Source organism: Brucella sp. NBRC 12950, assembly GCF_030268145.1.
Classification (GTDB): domain Bacteria; phylum Pseudomonadota; class Alphaproteobacteria; order Rhizobiales; family Rhizobiaceae; genus Brucella.
Genome location: NZ_BSQC01000006.1, coordinates 247,693 through 266,145, shown reverse-complemented (window position 1 = coordinate 266,145; position 18,453 = coordinate 247,693). Strand labels below are relative to the sequence as shown.

Genomic DNA, 18,453 nt, shown 5'->3' with positions numbered 1-18,453 from the left:
TGATTATGTCAAAACCTTGACATGAAATGCGAATTTACATATGACATATGTCATAACTCTAATGTAAATAAAACGCGATAATCGCGGCTTCGGAGCGGTAAAATGGTGATTGGTTCAGTTTCCCCTCATGTCGATCGCGGCAAGTTGCATATGCATATTGTTGCCGCGATAGAGGCACGCATTCTTTCTGGTGAGCTTCAGGTGGGAGAACGTCTGCCTTCTGAGGCCGAAATTGGCAGGACATTCGGTGTTAGCACGCGATCTGTGCGCGAAGCCATGCAGGTTCTTGAAACCAAAGGGCTGGTGCGGCGTCGCCATGGTGAAAGAGCGGAAGTTGTCCGGGATGATGTCAGCGAGTTCATGGACTCACTGGTATCGTCAGTTGGATCGCTTTTTGCGCGAGACTCGTCTTATCTCGTTCAGGCCATGGATGTGCGTCGCCTGATCGAAGTGGACGTTGCGGGGCGTCTCGCCTCTGGCGAGGGAGAGCTGCGTGATGGAGTAACTGCAGCCCTCGATGTCATGCGGAAGTCTGCCGATGATAACGATTTTTCGCGTTTCGCCGAAGGCGACGCGGCTTTCCATCGGGCTTTGGTGCAATCTTTGGGCAATGAGATTTTAACGTCACTGCACGGCAATCTTCATTCGCTCATCTCAGAGGTCATCAAAGTATCGAGCCGAGTTCCGAGCAAGAAACTGAGTGCGGGGCTGGCCGAGCATGAGAATATTTACGGGCTGATTGCAGCGGGTAATGCCAGCGATGCGCGCGAAGCGATGCGCGAACACATCACCAATAGTACGGCTTATCTCGAACAGGCGATCAGGCAATCCAGAAGCAGGCCTGAAACGGGCTAAAACGGAAGAGCAATACAATGAGCAGCTATGATTATTCGCGCGTCAATTGGGATGCCATCAATCGCCTGTCGCGCTGGTATTCGGGCGATATTCAGGATGTCATGGACAAGCATGGCTTTTATGGGTTTCTGCAGGGGCTGAGCCTGCAAAGTGTATTGAAGCCTGGGCAGGTGATCTGCGGTCCAGTCCATACGGTTCTCTATGAAAAAAGCACGCGAACCGGCCAGCCGCAGGATGTCTATCACGGCACAATCGACAATGTCGTCGAGGGCGGCATTCTGCTGGTGGACGCATCCTGTGCTGAAGGTTCTGGCACTGGCGAGCTGATGTCGACTGGTGCAAAAACTGCCGGTGCTGCTGCGACAATCGTCAATGGTACGGTGCGCGATATTGCAGAAGTGAAGAAGCTCGATTACCCGCTTTTTGCGCGTGGCGTTAGCCCGGTCGGGGTTTCTGGACGTATGGAGCCGACTAAGTCGCAAGTCGAGTTGAACATCAATGGTGTTCGTGTGCGCCCTGGCGATGTGATTTTCGCTGATATTTCGGGTGTAGTGGTTATTCCTGAAGAACTGGTTGCCGTTATCGCCGACGATGCAGATGCCAATGGTGATGGTGAAATCCAATGCCGAGAACGTATTTTGTCTGGTGAGAAGTTGCAAAGCGTCTGGCCTTTGGGCTCAACCGGGCCTGTCTGATGAGCAGTTGAACTGCTCGTAGAGGACAAGCATTGGTTCTGGAGGAGACGACCACATGCAGGATATCATTCTCGTCGCCAATGGCGACTTGCGTGAAAGCGCGAATATTCAATGCTGGCCTGAACAGGCCAATATGGAAAGCCGTCTCATTGCGGCAATCGAGAAACTTGGCAGGAAAGCGGTACGCGGACATGGTATCGATCCAAAAACCGGCCACGGTTTCATTACAACGCAAAAGCAGGGCATTGAGGCTTTCTCAAAGATCAATCGCGATGCACCACTGATTGTTGCGGAAGCGGTCTGGCAATATTCCCAGAATATTCTTGCAGGCCTCATCGCTCATCGTGGTCCGATCCTGACAGTCGCTAACTGGTCGGGAACCTATCCCGGCCTCGTTGGCCTGCTCAATCTTAACGGCTCGCTGACAAAGGCGGGCGTTGATATGCTTCGCTTTGGAGTGAGGATTTCACCGATCAGTGGTTTCTGAACAAGCTCAATGAGTGGCTGAAAACAGGTAACGTTACTTCACATGATACATCTCATGTGAAGTCGTTTAACCATGCGACAGTGCCGGTGCATCTTGTTGAGCAAGCTTCGCACATTGCGAAAGACCTTCTCGAGAACAGATCCATCATGGGCATTTTCGATGAGGGGTGCATGGGAATGTATAATGCGATCATTCCCGATGAACTATTGTTTCCATTAGGTGTTTTCAAAGAACGCCTCTCGCAGTCGGCACTCTATCATGCTGCGATCAATGTTTCTCAGGAGGACGCTTGGCAAGCCTATCAATGGCTGCTTGATGCTGGAATGACTTTTCATCTTGGCAAAGATGAGGCGCAGGAATTGACGGAAGCACAGGTGCTTGGTCAGTGCCAGACCTATATCGCTGCCGTACGTATGGCAGAGCAGTTTGGATGTGAGACGATTGGTATCCAGTATCAGCAAGGCTTGAAAGATCTGCTTCCCGCCTCCGACCTCGTTGAAGGACTTCTTAATAACGAGGATCGCCCGCCTGTGCGTAACGCAGAAGGAGAGATCATCCGTGAAGGTAAGGCCGTAGTTCATTTCAATGAAGTGGATGAATGTGCGGGCCTTGATGCTTTGATGATCAATCGCCTGCATCGCGCGCTTGGTGAGCCGGTTGAGACCACACTTCATGATCTGCGTTGGGGTGATGTGGATCGAGGCGGGACGACGGATGAATATGTCTGGGTGTTTGAGATTTCAGGTGCAGCACCGCCTGCTCATCATGAGGGTGGCTATCGAGGATCGGATTCTGTACGGCAGCCTCCGATGTTCTTTGGTAAAGGCGGCGGCACCCTTCGTGGTATAGCCAAGCCCGGTGAGCTGGTCTGGTCGCGCATATATGTGGAAGATGGGCGGCTTAAAATGGATATCGGACGCGGAAAGGCGGTGTCGCTTTCACCTCAGGAAACTGAGAGACGCTGGAATCTCACCAATCGAGAATGGCCGATGATGCACGGTGTGCTCTATGGCGTCACCCGTGATCAGATGATGGCACGTCATAAGGCCAACCATATACAGGTTGTCTATTCGCGTGATGTTTCTGCGGCAGACGATGCAATGCTGGCCAAAGCAAGTCTCGCACACCAGCTGGGCATTGAAGTTCATCTTTGCGGGTCGCGCGCCAACGGTGCGCCATTGCAATAGAACAGAAAAAACCGGTTCCGATTTTCTAGCCGATGTTGTAGCCAAGACGCTGCAAGGAGCGCCCATTTGGCGCACCTAGCCTGCATGGGAGGCATAAGTTGGACGTATTTCTGGGTGTTGATGTCGGTACGGGCAGTGCGCGGGCAGGGCTGTTTACACGCGATGGAGAGTTGCTGGCGAGTGCCAAGCAAAATATCCGCATGTGGAAGCAGGGTTCGGATATTGTCGAGCAATCCTCGGACGATATCTGGCAGGCCGTTTGCAGCTCAGTGGCAGCAGCATTAGAGCTGGCAAATGTCGCCCCGGAATCCGTCAAAGGCATCGGCTTTGATGCGACGTGTTCGCTGGTCATTCTCGACAAAAACGGCAATCCATTGCCTGCGAGCCCTGCGGGTGACGCAGAGCGAAACATCATCGTATGGATGGATCATCGCGCCCGCGAACAAGCTGAACGTATCAATGCGACGGCCAATCCCGTTTTGCGATATGTCGGGGGGCGCATTTCCCCAGAAATGGAAACACCGAAGCTGCTTTGGTTGAAGGAAAACAACCCTGATACGTTCAACGCCGCCGGTCTCTTCTTCGACTTGCCCGATTATCTGACCTATCGTGCAACCGGTAGCCACTCGCGCTCGCTTTGCACGGTGGTTTGCAAATGGACTTATCTTGGCCACGAAAAGCGATGGGATGAGGATTACTTCCGCACCATTGGCCTCGGTGTGCTGGCCGATGAAGGTTTTGCCCGTATTGGAACCGACATTGTTGATATCGCCACCCCATTGGCTCAGGGATTGACTGAGCAGGCTGCAAAAGAGCTGGGTCTTGTACCCGGTACGGCGGTCGGTGCGTCGCTCATCGATGCACATGCCGGCGGTGTCGGCACTATCGCGGGAAGTGCGGATGAGAACAGCGCCGTCGATATGCGGTCCAGGTTGGCACTAATTATCGGCACATCTGCCTGCACGATGAGTGTTACCGAGAAACCTGCATTTGTGGATGGTGTCTGGGGGCCTTACTTGGGAGCCATGATGCCCGGCCTCTGGCTTAATGAAGGCGGGCAGTCGGCATTTGGTGCTGCGACTGATTATCTGGTCGGTATGCATCCCTATAAGACTGAGGCTGAGAAGGAAGCGGCAGCCAAAGGCCTGTCACTTCTCGACTACCTTGAGCAGCTGGCCATTGATGCGACAGGTGAGTTTTCAAAGACAGCGCTTCTGGCAAAGGGGCTTCACGTTGTGCCGGAGTTTCTGGGCAACCGCGCGCCAGACGCCGATCCTGATGCGACCGGTACCATAACGGGCATCAAGCTCGATGCATCGCGAGAAAATCTGGTTTGTCTGTTCGTTGCGGGTCTTTGTGGTCTGGCCTATGGCACGGCGGATATTGTTGATGCACTGACTGCCAAAAATATTCCCATCCGTACAATAATCGTGAGTGGTGGTGCTGCGCGCAGTCCGCTCATGCGTCGGATATTGGCTGATGCGACAGGGCTGGAAGTATCCTTGCCGTCTTCTGCCGAGCCTGTTCTTCTTGGCTCAGGGATCGCGGGCGCTAGCGCTTTTGAGAAAACGGATCTCGCTCAGATTGCTGCCAGCATGAGCGCAATTGCTGAAACGATTGCGCCGCAGAAAGGTTTGGTCAGCGAGTTCCATGCTGCGAAACGCGATATCTACAAAGATCTGAAGCGCAGCGAGCGTGCCGCGCGTGGGTTGATGCAGAGGTTTTAATGCATTTCCAGCAAAATTGCGAAGCAGTTTGCGTGGGATATAGTGGTTCCAATCACTCGGTCTCAACTAGAGATGCACTAAGCGGGTTTATTTACCCGCTTTGGGTGCCTTGAAAACGGGAAGCGGGTAAGTTTTGCCAAGAACGATGCCCGCTTTCTGCAACACGTCTTCCGGTGCAGCATAGGGTTTATGGATCCAACGATCCGGCAATGCGGCGATTTCCGGCACCCATTCGCGCACATATCCGCCGCCGGTATCGAATTTGTCGCCTTGTAATACAGGATTGAACACGCGGAAATAAGGTGCCGCGTCCATGCCGCAACCGGCAACCCATTGCCAGCTCCCTGGATTGCTTGCGATATCTGCATCCACCAGCGTATCCCAGAACCATTTTTCGCCGTCGCGCCAATCGACCTGCATGTTTTTGCTTAGGACTGACGCTACCAGCATCCGCACGCGGTTATGCATCCAGCCAGTAGCCCAGAGTTGACGCATCCCGGCATCAATCATTGGAACGCCGGTATTACCCTTTTTCCAGGCTTCAAACGCTTGTGGATTGCTCTGCCACTGAACGTCAGCCAGCGTATCGCGCATATCATTTTCAGCGATGTCCGGACGATAGTAGAGCTGATGATAATGAAAATCGCGCCAGATCAGTTCGGAGAGAAATTTTTCACCGCCGGTCTGTGTGTTCGGATGTTCATCCATTAGCGAAAGCGTGGCGTACCATGCCTGTCTTGGGCTGATTTCACCAAAGCGCAGATGCGGCGAAAGCTTTGATGTGCCTTCGACATCCGGACGATCACGATCGCCGGCATAATTGCGGATGGTCTCATCGAAGAAATGATATAGCTGATCAATGGCAGCCGCTTCGCCTATCTCCCACAGGCCATTCATCTTTTTTGACCAGAAAGGCTGCTTGTAAGCTTCGCTTGCAGGCTTGTCCTTTAGGATTGATGGTTCGGCTCTCCAGTCGGACGAGGAGAGCGGTCGGTTTACTCCCTGCTGACGCAGCGTTTTGGCATAGGGTGTAAAGACTTGATAAGGACCGCCGCTGCCGGTTTTGATCTCCCAAGGCTCAGCCAGAAGATTGCCGGCAAAGGACTCCACATTCAGTCCCTTGTCTTTCAATGTGGATTTGACGACTGCATCGACATCACGCTCCTGCGGCGCATAACGCCGGTTCCAAAACACTGTATCGAAGCCGTTTTCTTCAATCAGACCCTCAATGATATCGAGTGCATCGCCGCGTGCCACCAGCACCTCGACACTGCGTTCGTTGAGGCTTTTTTTGAGTGAACTGAGGCTCTGTTCCAGCCACCAGATCACGGCACCCCCGGGTGCGCGCAATTGCGGATTGGTTTCATGCACATAAAGCGCTGTGATCTTGCCGCCCAGCTTAACGGCGGCTTGAAGGGCAGGATTGTCGGCAAGGCGCAGATCGTTACGCAACCAGACAAGCGCATTCGCAGTCATTGAATGATCCTTATTTGACGGGCTTTAAGAGGTAGTGTCCGACGCCCCAGACGTCACCATTTTCGTGGCCAAATAATCCGGCAGTTGCCAGAAAGAACAGCCGCCAGCGGCGTTCCCAAAGAATGGCTTCCTGCGCGTAGACCTGTTGCAGAATTGGCCTTATCTGATCAATCGAATTGTCGAAATTGTTCAGCCAATCCAAAGCTGTTTGCTGATAATGGCGTCCAGACCAGCGCCAATCCTGCTCTACGGTGAAAATATCGTCGAAGCGATGCGGCAGGTCGAAGGCAGGCATAATGCCGCCAGTGAAGAAATGATGTGCGATCCAGTCGGCCGGATTTTTATGGTTGAAGCGATAGGAACGATCGCGATGAGTGAAGACATGAATGAACAATCGTCCATCTGCATGAAGCCATCCGCGTACGCGTTCAAATAAAGATTGCCAGTTCGACATATGTTCAAACATTTCCACCGAAGCCACGCGATCAAAGCGCTGGTCGATGGAGAAATCGTTCATATCGGCGGTGATAACTGTGAGGTTTTTAAGACCAAGGGTTGCGGCGCGTGCTTCGATATAGGCGCGCTGCGAGGCGGAGTTTGAAACGGAGACGATCCGCGCGTTGGGAAAATTTTCAGCGAGATAGAGCGACAATGAGCCCCAGCCACAACCAAGCTCCAGAATGTCCATTCCATCGCTGATATCTGCATGGCGCACAGTTTCGCTGAGCGCATAGGTTTCCGCCACTTCAAGTGTTGTCTTCTGGTCTGGATAAAAACAGCAGGAATATTTGCGTTGCGGCCCCAGTGCCAACTCAAAAAACTGCGGCGGCAGTTCGTAATGCTGGCGGTTGGCCTCATCCGTATGGGTGGCGACCGGAAAATCCTTCATGGTTTTCAGGAAATCCAGCTCGATCTGTTCAGATGTTCCTGCCAGTCGGCGCTTGGTTCGGGCGCAAAGATAATCGATACCCGCAAGTGTGATGGTATCGCTCAGAGGAACGCGCTCTGCAGCATTGATTGCATATGCCAGCATATTCATGTTTTGGCTCCTGATCTAGCGGGGCTTTTTCGGGGGCCGGGGAAAAACGCATTAACCCGGCTTTGCAGGGCACGGAATTTTTCACCGCGCGATTTCAGCATGTGTTCTTCAAGCGGCGGGATGCCGGAGACATGCACCAGCAACCAGTACATCTGGATCGGGGCGAGTAGCGACAGCCAGCTCCATGGCGATGCGGTGATCGCCATCAGCGGCCACGCACACCAGAACAACCATTCAAAGAAATAGTTTGGATGTCGGGAATAGGCCCAAAGGCCGGTTTCGCAAATTTCAGTTTTGGCTTCTGGCGTCTTGCGAAACTGCGCGAGCTGCGCGTCAGACAGGGCTTCACCAATCAGTGCTATGGCGATGATTATTACCGCGATTATATCCCAGAAAGATGGAAAGCCCGGCCGACTAACAGCAGCGAGATAGACTGCCAGAACCAGAACAAAGGCTGCGAGAGCCTGTATCTGCAAAAACCAGAAAAGGCGCGAGGAAGCATTTTCTCCCCATTCTTTTATCAGCTTTGCATAGCGTGGGTCGTCACCATGGCCCATGCTTCGCTGCGCTATGTGAAAGCCAAGGCGAAGTGACCACGCCAGAATGAGGATCAGTATCGCGGAGCGCCGTTGCCATGTCGCATTCGCAAGCATCACGGCTATGACTGAACCTAAGCCTACAGAGAATGACCAGATTGCATCGATCCAGCCACTTTTGCCACTCTTTCTTTCAAGCGCCCACGCGAGAGCCATGATGGCCGACAAGCTGATGGCAACAATTAAAAGCAGACCGGGTTGCATGGTGGACCTTTAGCCGAGAGTTCGCTTTTTCTTCATCCAATACGTTCGGTCCGGCCGTTTGGTTTCGTAAGCGGCTCAAAAAATGAAAAAAAGTTTGATAGCCGATTGAACCAAACCCCTTCTCAAAACGTAAGACGATGAAAATGCAGCAAACACGCGGCCCAAGCATGCGGTGAAGAGAGGGACTATGGATATCACGAACCACACGGGCAGCTCTAAACGTCTCAGGGTCGCGATTATCGGCAGCGGGATTTCAGGATTGTCGGCTGCATGGCTGCTTTCGCAACGCCATGATGTAACTGTATTCGAAGCATCGGATCGCATCGGCGGCCACAGCAATACCGTCGATTTTGAAAGCAGCCTCGGTCCGGTCGCTGTCGATACCGGGTTCATCGTCTATAATGAAGTGACCTATCCAAATCTGACTGCATTGTTTCGCACACTTGAAGTTCCAACCGCGGCGTCGAACATGTCATTTGCCGTTTCAGTCGCAAATGGCGCCTATGAATATTCAGGCGGCACGGGCCTCGGACTCTTTGCCCAGCGCTCCAATCTGGTTAGCCCGCGTTTCTGGTCGATGATCCGCGATCTTTTGCGATTTTATCGCAATGCACCCAAAGACCTAGCCATTATGGGCGGCATCTCGCTTGATGATTATTTAGCACGCAATGGTTATGGCCGGGCTTTCCGTGAAGATCATCTCTATCCGATGGCGGCGGCGATCTGGTCTACCCCTGCGATGGAGGTGGGGCGATATCCGGCAGCAAGCTTCGTTCGCTTTTGTTGCAATCACGGTCTTCTGGCTCTTCGTGACAGGCCGATCTGGCGCACGGTATCCGGCGGCAGCAGGGAATATGTAAAGCGTATCACCAAGCCCTATGCAGACCGGATCAGGCTTTCGACGCCGATTAAATCCGTTCGACGCTCCGAAAAATCTGTCGAGTTGATTGACGGCAGCGGCATTTCCCATGGCTTCGACGATGTCATAATCGCGACCCATGCCGATCAGGCCTTGCAGATGCTGGCCGATCCGAGCGCGGATGAAAACCGCATTCTCGGCGCGTTTCAATATTCACGTAATGAAGCGGTGCTGCACAGCGATGCATCTTTAATGCCCAAACGCAGGGCGGCGTGGTCGAGCTGGAATTACCTCACCAATGCAGGTACTGGCCCAGCGCAGCCATCCATCACTTACTGGATGAACCGCCTGCAACCATTGGGCAAAGCGCCCGAGACTTTTGTCACGCTCAATCCGTGTCGGGCGCCGCGTGAGGAACTGGTAATCCGTCGCGAAATCTATGAGCACCCGATTTTTGATATGGCAACGGATCGTGCGCAGAAGGAAATCTGGTCTTTGCAGGGAACGCGCCGGACATGGTTTTGCGGTGCGCATTTTGGCTCGGGCTTTCACGAGGATGGCCTTCAGGCAGGTCTTGCCGTGGCAGAAGATCTGGGCGGCCTACGCCGCCCATGGCAGGTCGAGCAGGAAAGTGCGCGCATCGTTCGCCAGCCTTTACCGATCACGGAAAGGGCGTTGGTATGACCGAAAACTTTCAGTCGGCCCTGTTCCCCGGGCATGTGACCCATGCGCGATTGCGGCCGAAGGTTCACAAGCTGGCCTATAAAATCTACTCGCTCCTGCTTGATCTCGACGAGTTGGAAACGCTTGATGGTAAGTTGAAGCTGTTCTCGCTCGACCGTTTCAATCTGTTTTCTTTCTACAGAAAAGATAGGGGCGATGGATCGACTGTGTCGCTGCGCGAACAGGTCGAACGTGCCATGGATGCAGTCGGAGTAACGGCGGATGGCGGTGCGATCCGCCTGCTCACCATGCCGCGCATTGCAGGATGGGCTTTCAATCCGCTGAGTGTTTTCTTTTGCTATAATCGTGGCGGCGAACTTGCGGCGATCCTTTGGGAAGTTGATAACACATTTCACCAGCGCCACGGTTACATGATCCCCGTCGAAAACGCATCAAGCGGACGCATCGTGCAAAGTTGTGACAAGGCTTTTTACGTCTCGCCTTTCATGGATATGAAGCTGCGATATGAGTTTGAAGTCACGCCCCCCACAGACAGGCTATCCATCCGCATTAACAGTTTTGACGATGAAGGCCTGCTTTTGACGGCTCGTCATTTGGCGCGCCGGGTTGAACTCAGCGACGCTGCCCTGTTGCGTGCCTTTTTTGCAATTCCGTTTCTCACCCTCAAAGTGGTGGGCGGGATTCACTGGGAGGCACTGAAAATCTGGTTGAAGGGCATCGGTTTACGCAAACGACCCGCAGCGCCTGAAACTCCCATCACATCTGTTCGTAACGAGACCGTCCAGCAAAGGAAAAAGGCCGCATGAGCCAGCTCGACGAATATCATCGACTCTCCGGATCAAGCCGGATCGAACGACCTGCTTTCAGCCCTTCAGCTATTGTGTTGAAACGGCTGTTTAAACAGGTCCAGCATGGGCGATTGGTGCTTTCGCTGCCTGGCGGTGAGGTCATTGCTGTCAATGGTCCATCACCCGGACCAGAAGCCAAGATCGCAATTGTAAAATGGAACAGCCTGCGTCGGTTGCTGACGGGTGGGGATATTGGCTTTGCCCAAGCCTATATCGAAGGCGAATGGACATCCCCTGATCTAACCTCGGTCATCCGCTTTGCAGCGCGCAATCGCGATACGCTGCTCTCCACATTGCGCGGGTCGGGTTGGATGCGGGCGCTGAACCGTGTGGGACATCTGCTCAACGCCAATACGCGCCGTGGTAGCCGCCGCAACATCGAAGCGCATTACGATCTTGGCAATGATTTCTATGCCCGGTGGCTCGATCCTTCGATGCTTTATTCATCTGCGATCTGGAATGAGAAAACGCATAGCCTTGAGAATGCGCAGGAGCAAAAGTTGCAGTGCATTGCTGAAAAACTGGCGCTTGAGGGCGGCGAAAAAATTCTTGAAATCGGTTGCGGCTGGGGCGCCTTGGCCAGCTATCTCGCAGAATATGGCGACGCGCATGTGACGGGGATAACCCTGTCTCCATCACAGCTCGCCTGGGCTCAAACTGCGGTAAAAAACGTTGGGAAAAGCGACGCCGTTGACCTTCGGCTGCAGGATTACCGCGATGTGCAAGGTCAGTTTGACCGCATCGTATCGATCGAGATGTTTGAGGCCGTTGGCGAAGCCTATTGGCCGGAATATTTCGCAACCCTGAAGCGCTGTCTCAAGCCCGGCGGTAGAGCGGTCTTGCAGGTCATTTCGATCGAAGAAACGCGATACGAAAACTATCGCCGCAAAGCCGATTTCATCCAGAAGTTCATTTTCCCGGGCGGCTTTCTGCCGTCAGACAAAGTGCTTGAGCGTGATCTTGTGAAGGCCGGTCTGGTGTTAACGGCTACCGAGCATTTCGGCCATTCTTATGCGCTGACACTTTCTGAATGGCGTCAGCGCTTCATCGCAAATTGGCAAGAAATCGAAAAGCTTGGCTTTGACGATAGATTCCGGAGGCTTTGGGAATACTACCTTTGCTATTGCGAAGGTGGGTTTGAGGAAGGCGCGATCAATGTCGGCCTTTACACGATTGAACATGCTTAGGCTTCATGCCCACTGACGGAGGAGGCGTCGATGAAATGGATACTGACGATCAGCATGATGACGGTGTTGCTAGCTTTCTCGGCGCAAGCGGCTGATATCAACGGCAATTGGGCGCGAGGAGATGGCAACGCGCGGGTAAAAATTGCCGGATGCGGCAAGGATATCTGCGCAACAAACATATGGATCAAGCCGGGAACGCCCAAAGAGAAAACTGGCGACCGGCTGGTGATGAGCATCAACGAGACCGCGGACGGACAATATTCAGGCACTGCTTTCGACCCGCAACGCAACCTGACTTACAAGATCAGCGTGAAAGTCGACGGAGATAATATGACGACCAATGGCTGCGTTTTGGCTGGCCTCCTGTGTCGTAATGTGGGCTGGACTCGCATCAAATAAGAGAGTGAGCAATCGATGAAAGATTATCTCATCGCCTATGTAGTGACAGCGGTTGCATTTCTGGCAATCGACTCGGTGTGGTTATCCAACATGGCGAATGTGTTTTACCGCCCTGTCATGGGCGATATGCTTGCGCCGAGTTTTCGTCTTGCACCGGCTATCGTTTTCTATGTGATCTTCGTGTTCGGACTGATTTTCTTCGCGGTGAGGCCCGGACTTGTTGCTGGAAGTGGCACAGTCACGCTCGTTCATGGGGCACTTCTGGGGTTCGTCGCCTATGCGACTTATGATCTTACCAATCAGGCAACTTTGAAAAACTGGTCGTGGACACTGACGATTGCAGACCTGATCTGGGGCACTGTTCTATCTGCAGTGTCAGCCTATATTGGCTATTGGGTTACGTCGCGGATCAGCGGATAGACTGGAGTAATCATATGCAAAAATTAGGTCTTTTGGCCGTCTTCGCCTTCGTCATTATTGTTGTCGGAATGGCAATCGGCATCGGGTTCCCGCCGGGCGAATGGTATGCAGCGCTTCAAAAGCCGTGGTTTACCCCGCCTAACGCAGCCTTTGGTCCCATCTGGACGATACTTTATATCTTCATTGCCATTGCGGGCTGGCGCACATGGATAAGTGATAGTGGGTGGCAGCGGCGCGGACCGTGGTTTGGCCAGATGATTTTGAACTTCCTCTGGACGCCCATTTTCTTTGGCGCTCACATGACGGCGCTGGGACTTGTAGTAATCATCGGGGTCTGGCTTTGCGTACTTCTTTTTATCATTCGCGCATGGCAAGCAGATCGTATCTCGGCTCTGTTATTCGTGCCGTATCTCATCTGGCTATCGCTGGCGACAGCGTTAAACGCGGCAATCGTCGTGTTAAACTAGAGCGCGGTGCGCCCTCTTGGGCGCACAAAGGCCGCTCTAACACTCTATATTTACAGAACAATTTTACCTTAAACTGATTCAAATTTAAGGAATTATGCTGTAATAAAAAAGGCGGCATATTTGCCGCCTTTGCTTTAGATGCCAATCAAGGGCTGAACCAACCGCATAAGCCAGCTCTGGAATTTGAGCGGAGCGTCAGTGACCGCCAGACAGATGCAATCCCCATCGGGCGAGGCAATCGGCTGATGCACAAGATCACCATCCGCTTCCTCAATGTCGCCACGAGCGAAAAGCCCGGTTTCATCATAGAAACTGCCGCTTAGCACCAACGTCAGTTCGCGACCGCCGTGCCCATGCTCGGGAACTGGCCTACCCGCTGGAATTTTTAACAAGCGGGCCTGTGTTTCGCTATCGCGCGTTTCGATTGGCACCTGATAGGCACCCCGACCAAGCGATTTCCACTTGAGGTCCAGTAAGTCGCCGCCGACATAGGATCTCAGCGGTTCCGGTATCACGGCAGGCATTTTTATCTCGGCGCGTGGTGCCGAATGCGCTGTTGACGGCGGCGTCTTCTGGATCCTCTCTTTAAAACTGTCCCATGTGGATGCTTCAAGTTTCTGCGGCTCGACGGCCTCAAGAAGCTGTCCGCCTATCTGTTCAAACTGTTTGAGCCGGGAACGGCAGGCTGGACAGAGTGCAAGATGAGTGGCCACAGCGATGCTCCAGCCTTCTGCCAGTGTGCCAGCGGCATAGCTTGAAAGGAGTTCGTCGCTCAGATGATGTTTAATATCCATTAGTGCGCCCCCGAATTATCGAGCGCTGCCCGCAATTTGCTGAATGCAAGTCGAAGCCGGGATTTGACCGTGCCGAGCGGGAGGTTAAGCTTCTTTGCGATGGCACTATGCGTGCTTTCCTCGAAATAAGCGAGTTCAAGCAGGGTGCATTGTTCCTTCGGCAAGTCAGCCATTGCGGCGCGTAACTGGCTTGCAGATTGCCGCTCGGCAATCCTCAAGTCGGCTGGCTGCTCCTCATCGGGTACGAAGGCCGGATCAGTTGGGTCAAATTCCGGGCGGCGGGCGCGTCGCACTGCATCAATGCGCTGGTTTCGAGCGATGGTGAAAATCCAGGTCGACAAGGCACCTTTGGAAAAATCAAACTGATCTGCCTTGTTCCAGACCGTAATCATGGTCTCTTGCATTAATTCTTCCGCTGTTTGCGTATCGGCAGACAGTTTGGCCATATAGGCCTTCACCCGGGGTGCGAAATGTTTGAAAATCGCCTCGAATGCGTCCACGTCGCGTCGGGAACTGACCGCCAGCATCAATTCCTCCAATGAGGGCTGATTTTCAGAAGCAGTCCGTTCATTCATCCGTATCGAATCCCGTACGCTCAGATGTCGCGAAGCCAGAAGCAGCAAATTGCGCTCCACTTTCTTGTGCCATGTCTGTGAGCCAAAGGAAACGTTTGTATTCATGAAGCCTCATACGAAGGTTCGATGAAACTGGATCACAGGCCGGGGCAAAAGGCTTCAGTTTTTTGCTTTCAACGATTTCGCTTCGACGGTGGGTATCTGATCTGCGTATTGACCAAATTCCCGCAATAAGGTGGTTGCCTTTTCGTAATTGACGGCCTTGGAGAAAGCGTAGCCCTGACCAAGCTGGCAGCCCATCTGCTGCAGCTTTTCAGCAAGGGCCATCGTCTCGACCCCCTCGGCAACGAGTTTGATTTTCAGGTCTCCAGCAATTTGCACGATGCCTTTGACGATTGCGACACTTGGGTCGCCCGGTGCTAACCTGCATACAAAAGACCTGTCGATCTTGATGATATCGACGGGAACGGTGAGGAGATGCGCAAGGGCGGCGAACCCCGTCCCGAAGTCATCAAGAGCAACGCGAACGCCCAGCATCCGGAGGTTTCGAATGCCAGAAGCCACCACGTCATCGCGTTGGCCGATATAGGCGGTTTCAGTTACTTCGATGATGAGATGTCGTAGTGGCACGTCGTATTTGGCGAATGTTTTAGAGACAAAAGCCGCGAGATCTCCGACATAAAAGTCTGCAGCAGTTACATTCACACCAATATGTTGTACAGGCAGGCCGAGGTCGAGCCAGCTCCTTATGTCCTGAGCAACGATGGTTAGCATATACTGCGTGATTTCAGATGCGATATGCACATCTGAAAAGCATTCCTGAAATACCGACGCGGGCAGAATATCGCCCGAGGTCGTGGTCATGCGGCTTAGGGCCTCAAAACCAATGACCTCCCTGGTATCGAGCCGCATTACGGGCTGATAATGCGCAGTAATACGCTTTTGATCGAGTGCTTCACGCACTTCTCGGATCGAATTGCGTCGATGAACAATCCGTGTATCGACGTTCGGTTGATAGCGTACAAAGCTGCCCCGCGCATTTTCCTTGGCGTGGTAAAGCGCAAAGTCTGCATTGCGGCGCACAATTTGCGGCTGTGTATCTTGTGCGGCCAGAACAGCGCCGCCAATAGTCACGCGTGGCAGAATTGTTTGACCGTCAAATTCGACATGCGAAGTAAGCGATTTAAGGATCAACTCCGCAGTGTTGTCGAGGTCGTAAAGTGCGCTATGGCTCTGGAGGATGACAGTAAATTCATCGCCGCCTGTTCGGAAGGTTATGTCAGGTGCCATCGCTGCCGAAATGTTGGTTGCGATAGTGCGGATCAGAAAGTCGCCGACCTCATGGCCGAATGTATCATTGGTAATTTTGAGATTGTCGATATCGATGACAAACAACGCCCAGCTGCCAGCCAGTTCGCAGCGCAGTTGTGAAAGCGCGTCATCAAATGCGGCACGATTGGGAAGACCTGTCTGTTCGTCAACTGTCGCTCTGCGCTCATAGTTGAGAATGCGCATTTCACGCGCCATCGCAAGACTGCAAAGTGTGCCACCCGTATTGATCACTTGCTGCTCTTGTGCCAACGGAATGCGCTTCTTGCTGAAATAGACAGCCAGCGCGCCGACGACTTCACCAGCCTCGTTCCGTATAGGTACAGAACTACAGGCCAACAAACCAAAGGGCAACACGCATTTCTTGTAGGTTGCCCACTTCGGATCATTTTCTATATCCGCCACACTCACAGCAGCATTGTGGTAAATTGCGCTGCCGCAGGAGCCGACTTCCGGACCAACTACTGTTCCGTCAAGTATTTTTCCATAGCTTTCAGGGATGCTCGGTGCTGCAAGCAGATGCATCATACCTGCACTATCGACAGAGCAGACCATCACGCTTGCATCAGCGATCAACTCCTCCATCTCACGACAGAGTTGCACAAGAGTCTGCTCCAGAGGCTTGCCTCTTGCAATCAGCTCAAGAACAGCATTCTGGAATTTTAGCACGGGTTCCCCATAGTTCTTTTGTTTGCGTGCAATCTTTTAACGCGAACGCATACAGCCTTTTTCACAGGTCTGTCTTTATAGAACACCCATTATAGTTACTTGTATGTATTATAGAAGTGCGCAGAATTTATTGAAATCTTGGTTGCTTTTTTATGTACGCGATTTTGTCAGCTCGGAAACTGTCGATAGCATTCTTCAGCGATTTGCCGTAGTTGGTCTCGGGATATCTCGCCACTTACCGCGTAGCCAAGCTCACCATCGATCCAATAGAAGGTTTCAACGCCATTATTTGAGGCGAAGCGGAAGCTCGTGTCCCGGTTTTCCGGATTGCGACCGACTATGACTGAAAGGCGTTTTCCAGCGACATCTTCATACATGAAAAAAGCACCCGGTTTGCTGTCGACTGGCAACAGACGACCACCAACAAGTTGAAAGCCAAACGTGGTGAGGTCGGGGATTTTAAGGTCAGGAATATCAAGCCGCTTTCCAAGCCATGTTGCCAGATGAGCTTCTTCCGCCGAGAAGACTTCTACCGGATGGCGCACTTCGCTTGCATAGATCAGATAGGCGGCCTGTGCCTGCTGAGGTAGTGCTTCTATACTGGCTACCTGCGGTCGCTGGTCATAAATGCGAGATCCTGCAAAGCCACCGAACCCTCCAAGCGCCAGTGCAGCAAGAATGGACGCCGCAACGGCCCCGCGATAGCGCCGTTCATTTTGTTTGGTTCGCGCGCGGATAAGCCTCGTATCGCCTTTCTTCTCTAGCGCATAGCCGGAGAAAAGCTGTCTGATGCCCTCATTCTGCTTGCGCCATTCAGCGACGATCGCTGCTTTTTGACGGTCGTCTTCCAGGATCGCTGAAACACGCGCGATTTCTTCACTGGAAAGCTGACCGTCCACAAAGCCATGCAGTTCCGCTTCTGTTATCGGAGAATTGCGTTCTGTCATAGGTTTCCCCGAATTTTTACGACATTTGAGCCGTTCATGTGGTCTGCAAGGCGTTGTCGCGCGCGAGACAGTCGTGACATTACAGTCCCTATGGGAATTTCAAGCATGTCTGCTGCTTCGCCATAACTATATCCTTCAACGACGATCAGCATCAGGACGGAGCGATTGTCCTCCGGCAGGCTGTTGATGGCTTGTTCAAGCTGCTGTAACTGAAAGGGATCGTCTTCAGTTGAAGGGGTAATGATGTTTTCGGCAGCATCCAGCGTTTCATGCCGGGTACGCGCTTTGCTTTTATAGCTGTTGCGGTAAAGGTTGGTCATCATCGTGAGTATCCACCCACGCAGATTGAGGCCTCGCCACTGGCCGCGCCTGGACAGCGCTTTGGTCACGCAATCCTGCAAAAGATCTTCACCTTCGGCATCGGACGTTGCAAGACTGCGCGAATAGCGCCGCATGATCGGCAGGAGGGCCAGAAGCTGGCCCTCGAAACTGTCGGGGGCAGGACGGCTCACATCGGCCTCACGGCTTTGCGACGTGCCAGACTCCATTAACGCCGTCTCCAGTCACGTCGCCGGCCTTTTTGTCCTTCATCCAGTAGTAAAGTGGCATTCCGTCTTTTGCCCATTGCTCGCTGCCATCCTTGCGCTTTACCAATGTATAGGCGCCTGACGCCTTGTCACCCTGTGCTGCTATAAAAGGCGGCCAGTTCGTGGCACAAGTATCATGGCAATTGGACATGCCTTTGCTATCCTTGTCAAAAGTGTAGAGCGTCATATCTTTTGCACCAGCCAAAACCTGACCTTTGGATGTTTCCATCGTTTTGACCATGGGGGCTCCGAGCACTGACGTTGCCGATACTGCTGCAATTGCCAAAACAGACATGAACGTTGCGGTTTTCATGGTTTGCCTCATACGGGTTACAATCGCGATATGCGATATGACGTAAGACAATCGGGTCGCCGTTTTTATTCCCGCAGTTCGGAAAAATATTCATCTGATTAGGTAACGT

20 protein-coding genes are annotated in these 18,453 nt (G+C 52.8%); 11 read left to right on the top strand and 9 right to left on the bottom strand.

Annotated features, from left to right (window positions below; translation table 11 throughout):
• The first annotated feature begins 102 nt into the window (after positions 1 to 102).
• The 5 genes from QSJ70_RS12470 (at position 103) to QSJ70_RS12450 (ending at position 4,951) form a co-directional block, all read left to right on the top strand.
• Positions 103 to 855: a FadR/GntR family transcriptional regulator gene (locus QSJ70_RS12470; RefSeq protein WP_215778439.1), complete on the top strand. Its 753-nt coding sequence runs from the start codon at positions 103 to 105 to the stop codon at positions 853 to 855.
• A 17-nt stretch (positions 856 to 872) separates the two neighbouring features.
• Positions 873 to 1,550 (top strand): RraA family protein, encoded by a 678-nt coding sequence (locus QSJ70_RS12465; protein ID WP_215778440.1) that lies wholly within the window; start codon positions 873 to 875, stop codon positions 1,548 to 1,550.
• 55 nt (positions 1,551 to 1,605) lie between these two features.
• Positions 1,606 to 2,037 carry a hypothetical protein gene (locus tag QSJ70_RS12460; protein WP_285536739.1) on the top strand — a complete coding sequence of 144 codons (432 nt, stop codon included), beginning with the start codon at positions 1,606 to 1,608 and terminating at the stop codon, positions 2,035 to 2,037.
• A 56-nt stretch (positions 2,038 to 2,093) separates the two neighbouring features.
• Positions 2,094 to 3,224: a hypothetical protein gene (locus QSJ70_RS12455; RefSeq protein ID WP_285536738.1), complete on the top strand. Its 1,131-nt coding sequence runs from the start codon at positions 2,094 to 2,096 to the stop codon at positions 3,222 to 3,224.
• 98 nt (positions 3,225 to 3,322) lie between these two features.
• Entirely contained in the window at positions 3,323 to 4,951 is a 1,629-nt protein-coding gene (locus QSJ70_RS12450) for an FGGY-family carbohydrate kinase (RefSeq protein WP_285536737.1), read from the top strand.
• Between the two features lie 87 nt (positions 4,952 to 5,038).
• Here QSJ70_RS12450 and QSJ70_RS12445 read toward each other — a convergent pair whose 3' ends face one another.
• Genes QSJ70_RS12445 through QSJ70_RS12435 form a run of 3 tightly spaced genes read right to left on the bottom strand, consistent with a single transcriptional unit; the run spans position 5,039 to position 8,266 of the window.
• Complete coding sequence (locus tag QSJ70_RS12445; RefSeq protein ID WP_285536736.1) at positions 5,039 to 6,427, bottom strand: cryptochrome/photolyase family protein; 1,389 nt, start codon at positions 6,425 to 6,427, stop codon at positions 5,039 to 5,041.
• Positions 6,428 to 6,437: 10 nt separating this feature from the next.
• Positions 6,438 to 7,466, bottom strand: coding sequence for an SAM-dependent methyltransferase (locus QSJ70_RS12440; RefSeq protein ID WP_285536735.1), 1,029 nt, complete (start codon positions 7,464 to 7,466; stop codon positions 6,438 to 6,440).
• Positions 7,463 to 8,266, bottom strand: coding sequence for a DUF1295 domain-containing protein (locus QSJ70_RS12435; RefSeq protein WP_215778449.1), 804 nt, complete (start codon positions 8,264 to 8,266; stop codon positions 7,463 to 7,465). Before QSJ70_RS12435 ends, QSJ70_RS12440 begins: the two co-directional genes overlap by 4 nt.
• 187 nt (positions 8,267 to 8,453) lie before the next feature.
• Here QSJ70_RS12435 and QSJ70_RS12430 point away from each other — a divergent pair, with 187 nt between their 5' ends.
• Genes QSJ70_RS12430 through QSJ70_RS12405 form a run of 6 tightly spaced genes read left to right on the top strand, consistent with a single transcriptional unit; the run spans position 8,454 to position 13,130 of the window.
• Positions 8,454 to 9,809, top strand: a complete 1,356-nt coding sequence (locus QSJ70_RS12430; protein ID WP_285536732.1) for an NAD(P)/FAD-dependent oxidoreductase — start codon at positions 8,454 to 8,456, stop codon at positions 9,807 to 9,809.
• Complete coding sequence (locus QSJ70_RS12425) at positions 9,806 to 10,615, top strand: DUF1365 domain-containing protein (protein ID WP_285536730.1); 810 nt, start codon at positions 9,806 to 9,808, stop codon at positions 10,613 to 10,615. Before QSJ70_RS12430 ends, QSJ70_RS12425 begins: the two co-directional genes overlap by 4 nt.
• Positions 10,612 to 11,844, top strand: coding sequence for an SAM-dependent methyltransferase (locus tag QSJ70_RS12420; protein WP_215778452.1), 1,233 nt, complete (start codon positions 10,612 to 10,614; stop codon positions 11,842 to 11,844). Before QSJ70_RS12425 ends, QSJ70_RS12420 begins: the two co-directional genes overlap by 4 nt.
• 30 nt (positions 11,845 to 11,874) lie before the next feature.
• Positions 11,875 to 12,243: a DUF2147 domain-containing protein gene (locus tag QSJ70_RS12415; protein WP_215778453.1), complete on the top strand. Its 369-nt coding sequence runs from the start codon at positions 11,875 to 11,877 to the stop codon at positions 12,241 to 12,243.
• A gap of 15 nt (positions 12,244 to 12,258) precedes the next feature.
• Positions 12,259 to 12,663, top strand: a complete 405-nt coding sequence (locus QSJ70_RS12410; protein ID WP_112812943.1) for a DUF2177 family protein — start codon at positions 12,259 to 12,261, stop codon at positions 12,661 to 12,663.
• A gap of 14 nt (positions 12,664 to 12,677) precedes the next feature.
• Positions 12,678 to 13,130, top strand: coding sequence for a TspO/MBR family protein (locus tag QSJ70_RS12405; protein ID WP_215778454.1), 453 nt, complete (start codon positions 12,678 to 12,680; stop codon positions 13,128 to 13,130).
• Positions 13,131 to 13,264: 134 nt separating this feature from the next.
• Here the strand turns inward: QSJ70_RS12405 and QSJ70_RS12400 are convergent, their stop codons facing one another.
• From QSJ70_RS12400 to QSJ70_RS12375, 6 genes are all read right to left on the bottom strand, one after another.
• Positions 13,265 to 13,924 (bottom strand): ChrR family anti-sigma-E factor, encoded by a 660-nt coding sequence (locus QSJ70_RS12400; RefSeq protein ID WP_285536726.1) that lies wholly within the window; start codon positions 13,922 to 13,924, stop codon positions 13,265 to 13,267.
• On the bottom strand, positions 13,924 to 14,499 hold the full coding sequence (locus QSJ70_RS12395; RefSeq protein WP_171379810.1) for a sigma-70 family RNA polymerase sigma factor: 576 nt from the start codon (positions 14,497 to 14,499) through the stop codon (positions 13,924 to 13,926). The genes QSJ70_RS12400 and QSJ70_RS12395 overlap by 1 nt, the downstream gene beginning before the upstream one ends.
• A 159-nt stretch (positions 14,500 to 14,658) precedes the next feature.
• Positions 14,659 to 16,497, bottom strand: a complete 1,839-nt coding sequence (locus tag QSJ70_RS12390; protein WP_215778456.1) for a sensor domain-containing phosphodiesterase — start codon at positions 16,495 to 16,497, stop codon at positions 14,659 to 14,661.
• Between the two features lie 167 nt (positions 16,498 to 16,664).
• Complete coding sequence (locus QSJ70_RS12385; protein ID WP_285536722.1) at positions 16,665 to 17,444, bottom strand: anti-sigma factor family protein; 780 nt, start codon at positions 17,442 to 17,444, stop codon at positions 16,665 to 16,667.
• Positions 17,441 to 17,992 carry a sigma-70 family RNA polymerase sigma factor gene (locus QSJ70_RS12380; RefSeq protein ID WP_285536720.1) on the bottom strand — a complete coding sequence of 184 codons (552 nt, stop codon included), beginning with the start codon at positions 17,990 to 17,992 and terminating at the stop codon, positions 17,441 to 17,443. The genes QSJ70_RS12385 and QSJ70_RS12380 overlap by 4 nt, the downstream gene beginning before the upstream one ends.
• Positions 17,964 to 18,344: a COG4315 family predicted lipoprotein gene (locus QSJ70_RS12375; protein ID WP_215778460.1), complete on the bottom strand. Its 381-nt coding sequence runs from the start codon at positions 18,342 to 18,344 to the stop codon at positions 17,964 to 17,966. The genes QSJ70_RS12380 and QSJ70_RS12375 overlap by 29 nt, the downstream gene beginning before the upstream one ends.
• Positions 18,345 to 18,453: the final 109 nt, after the last annotated feature.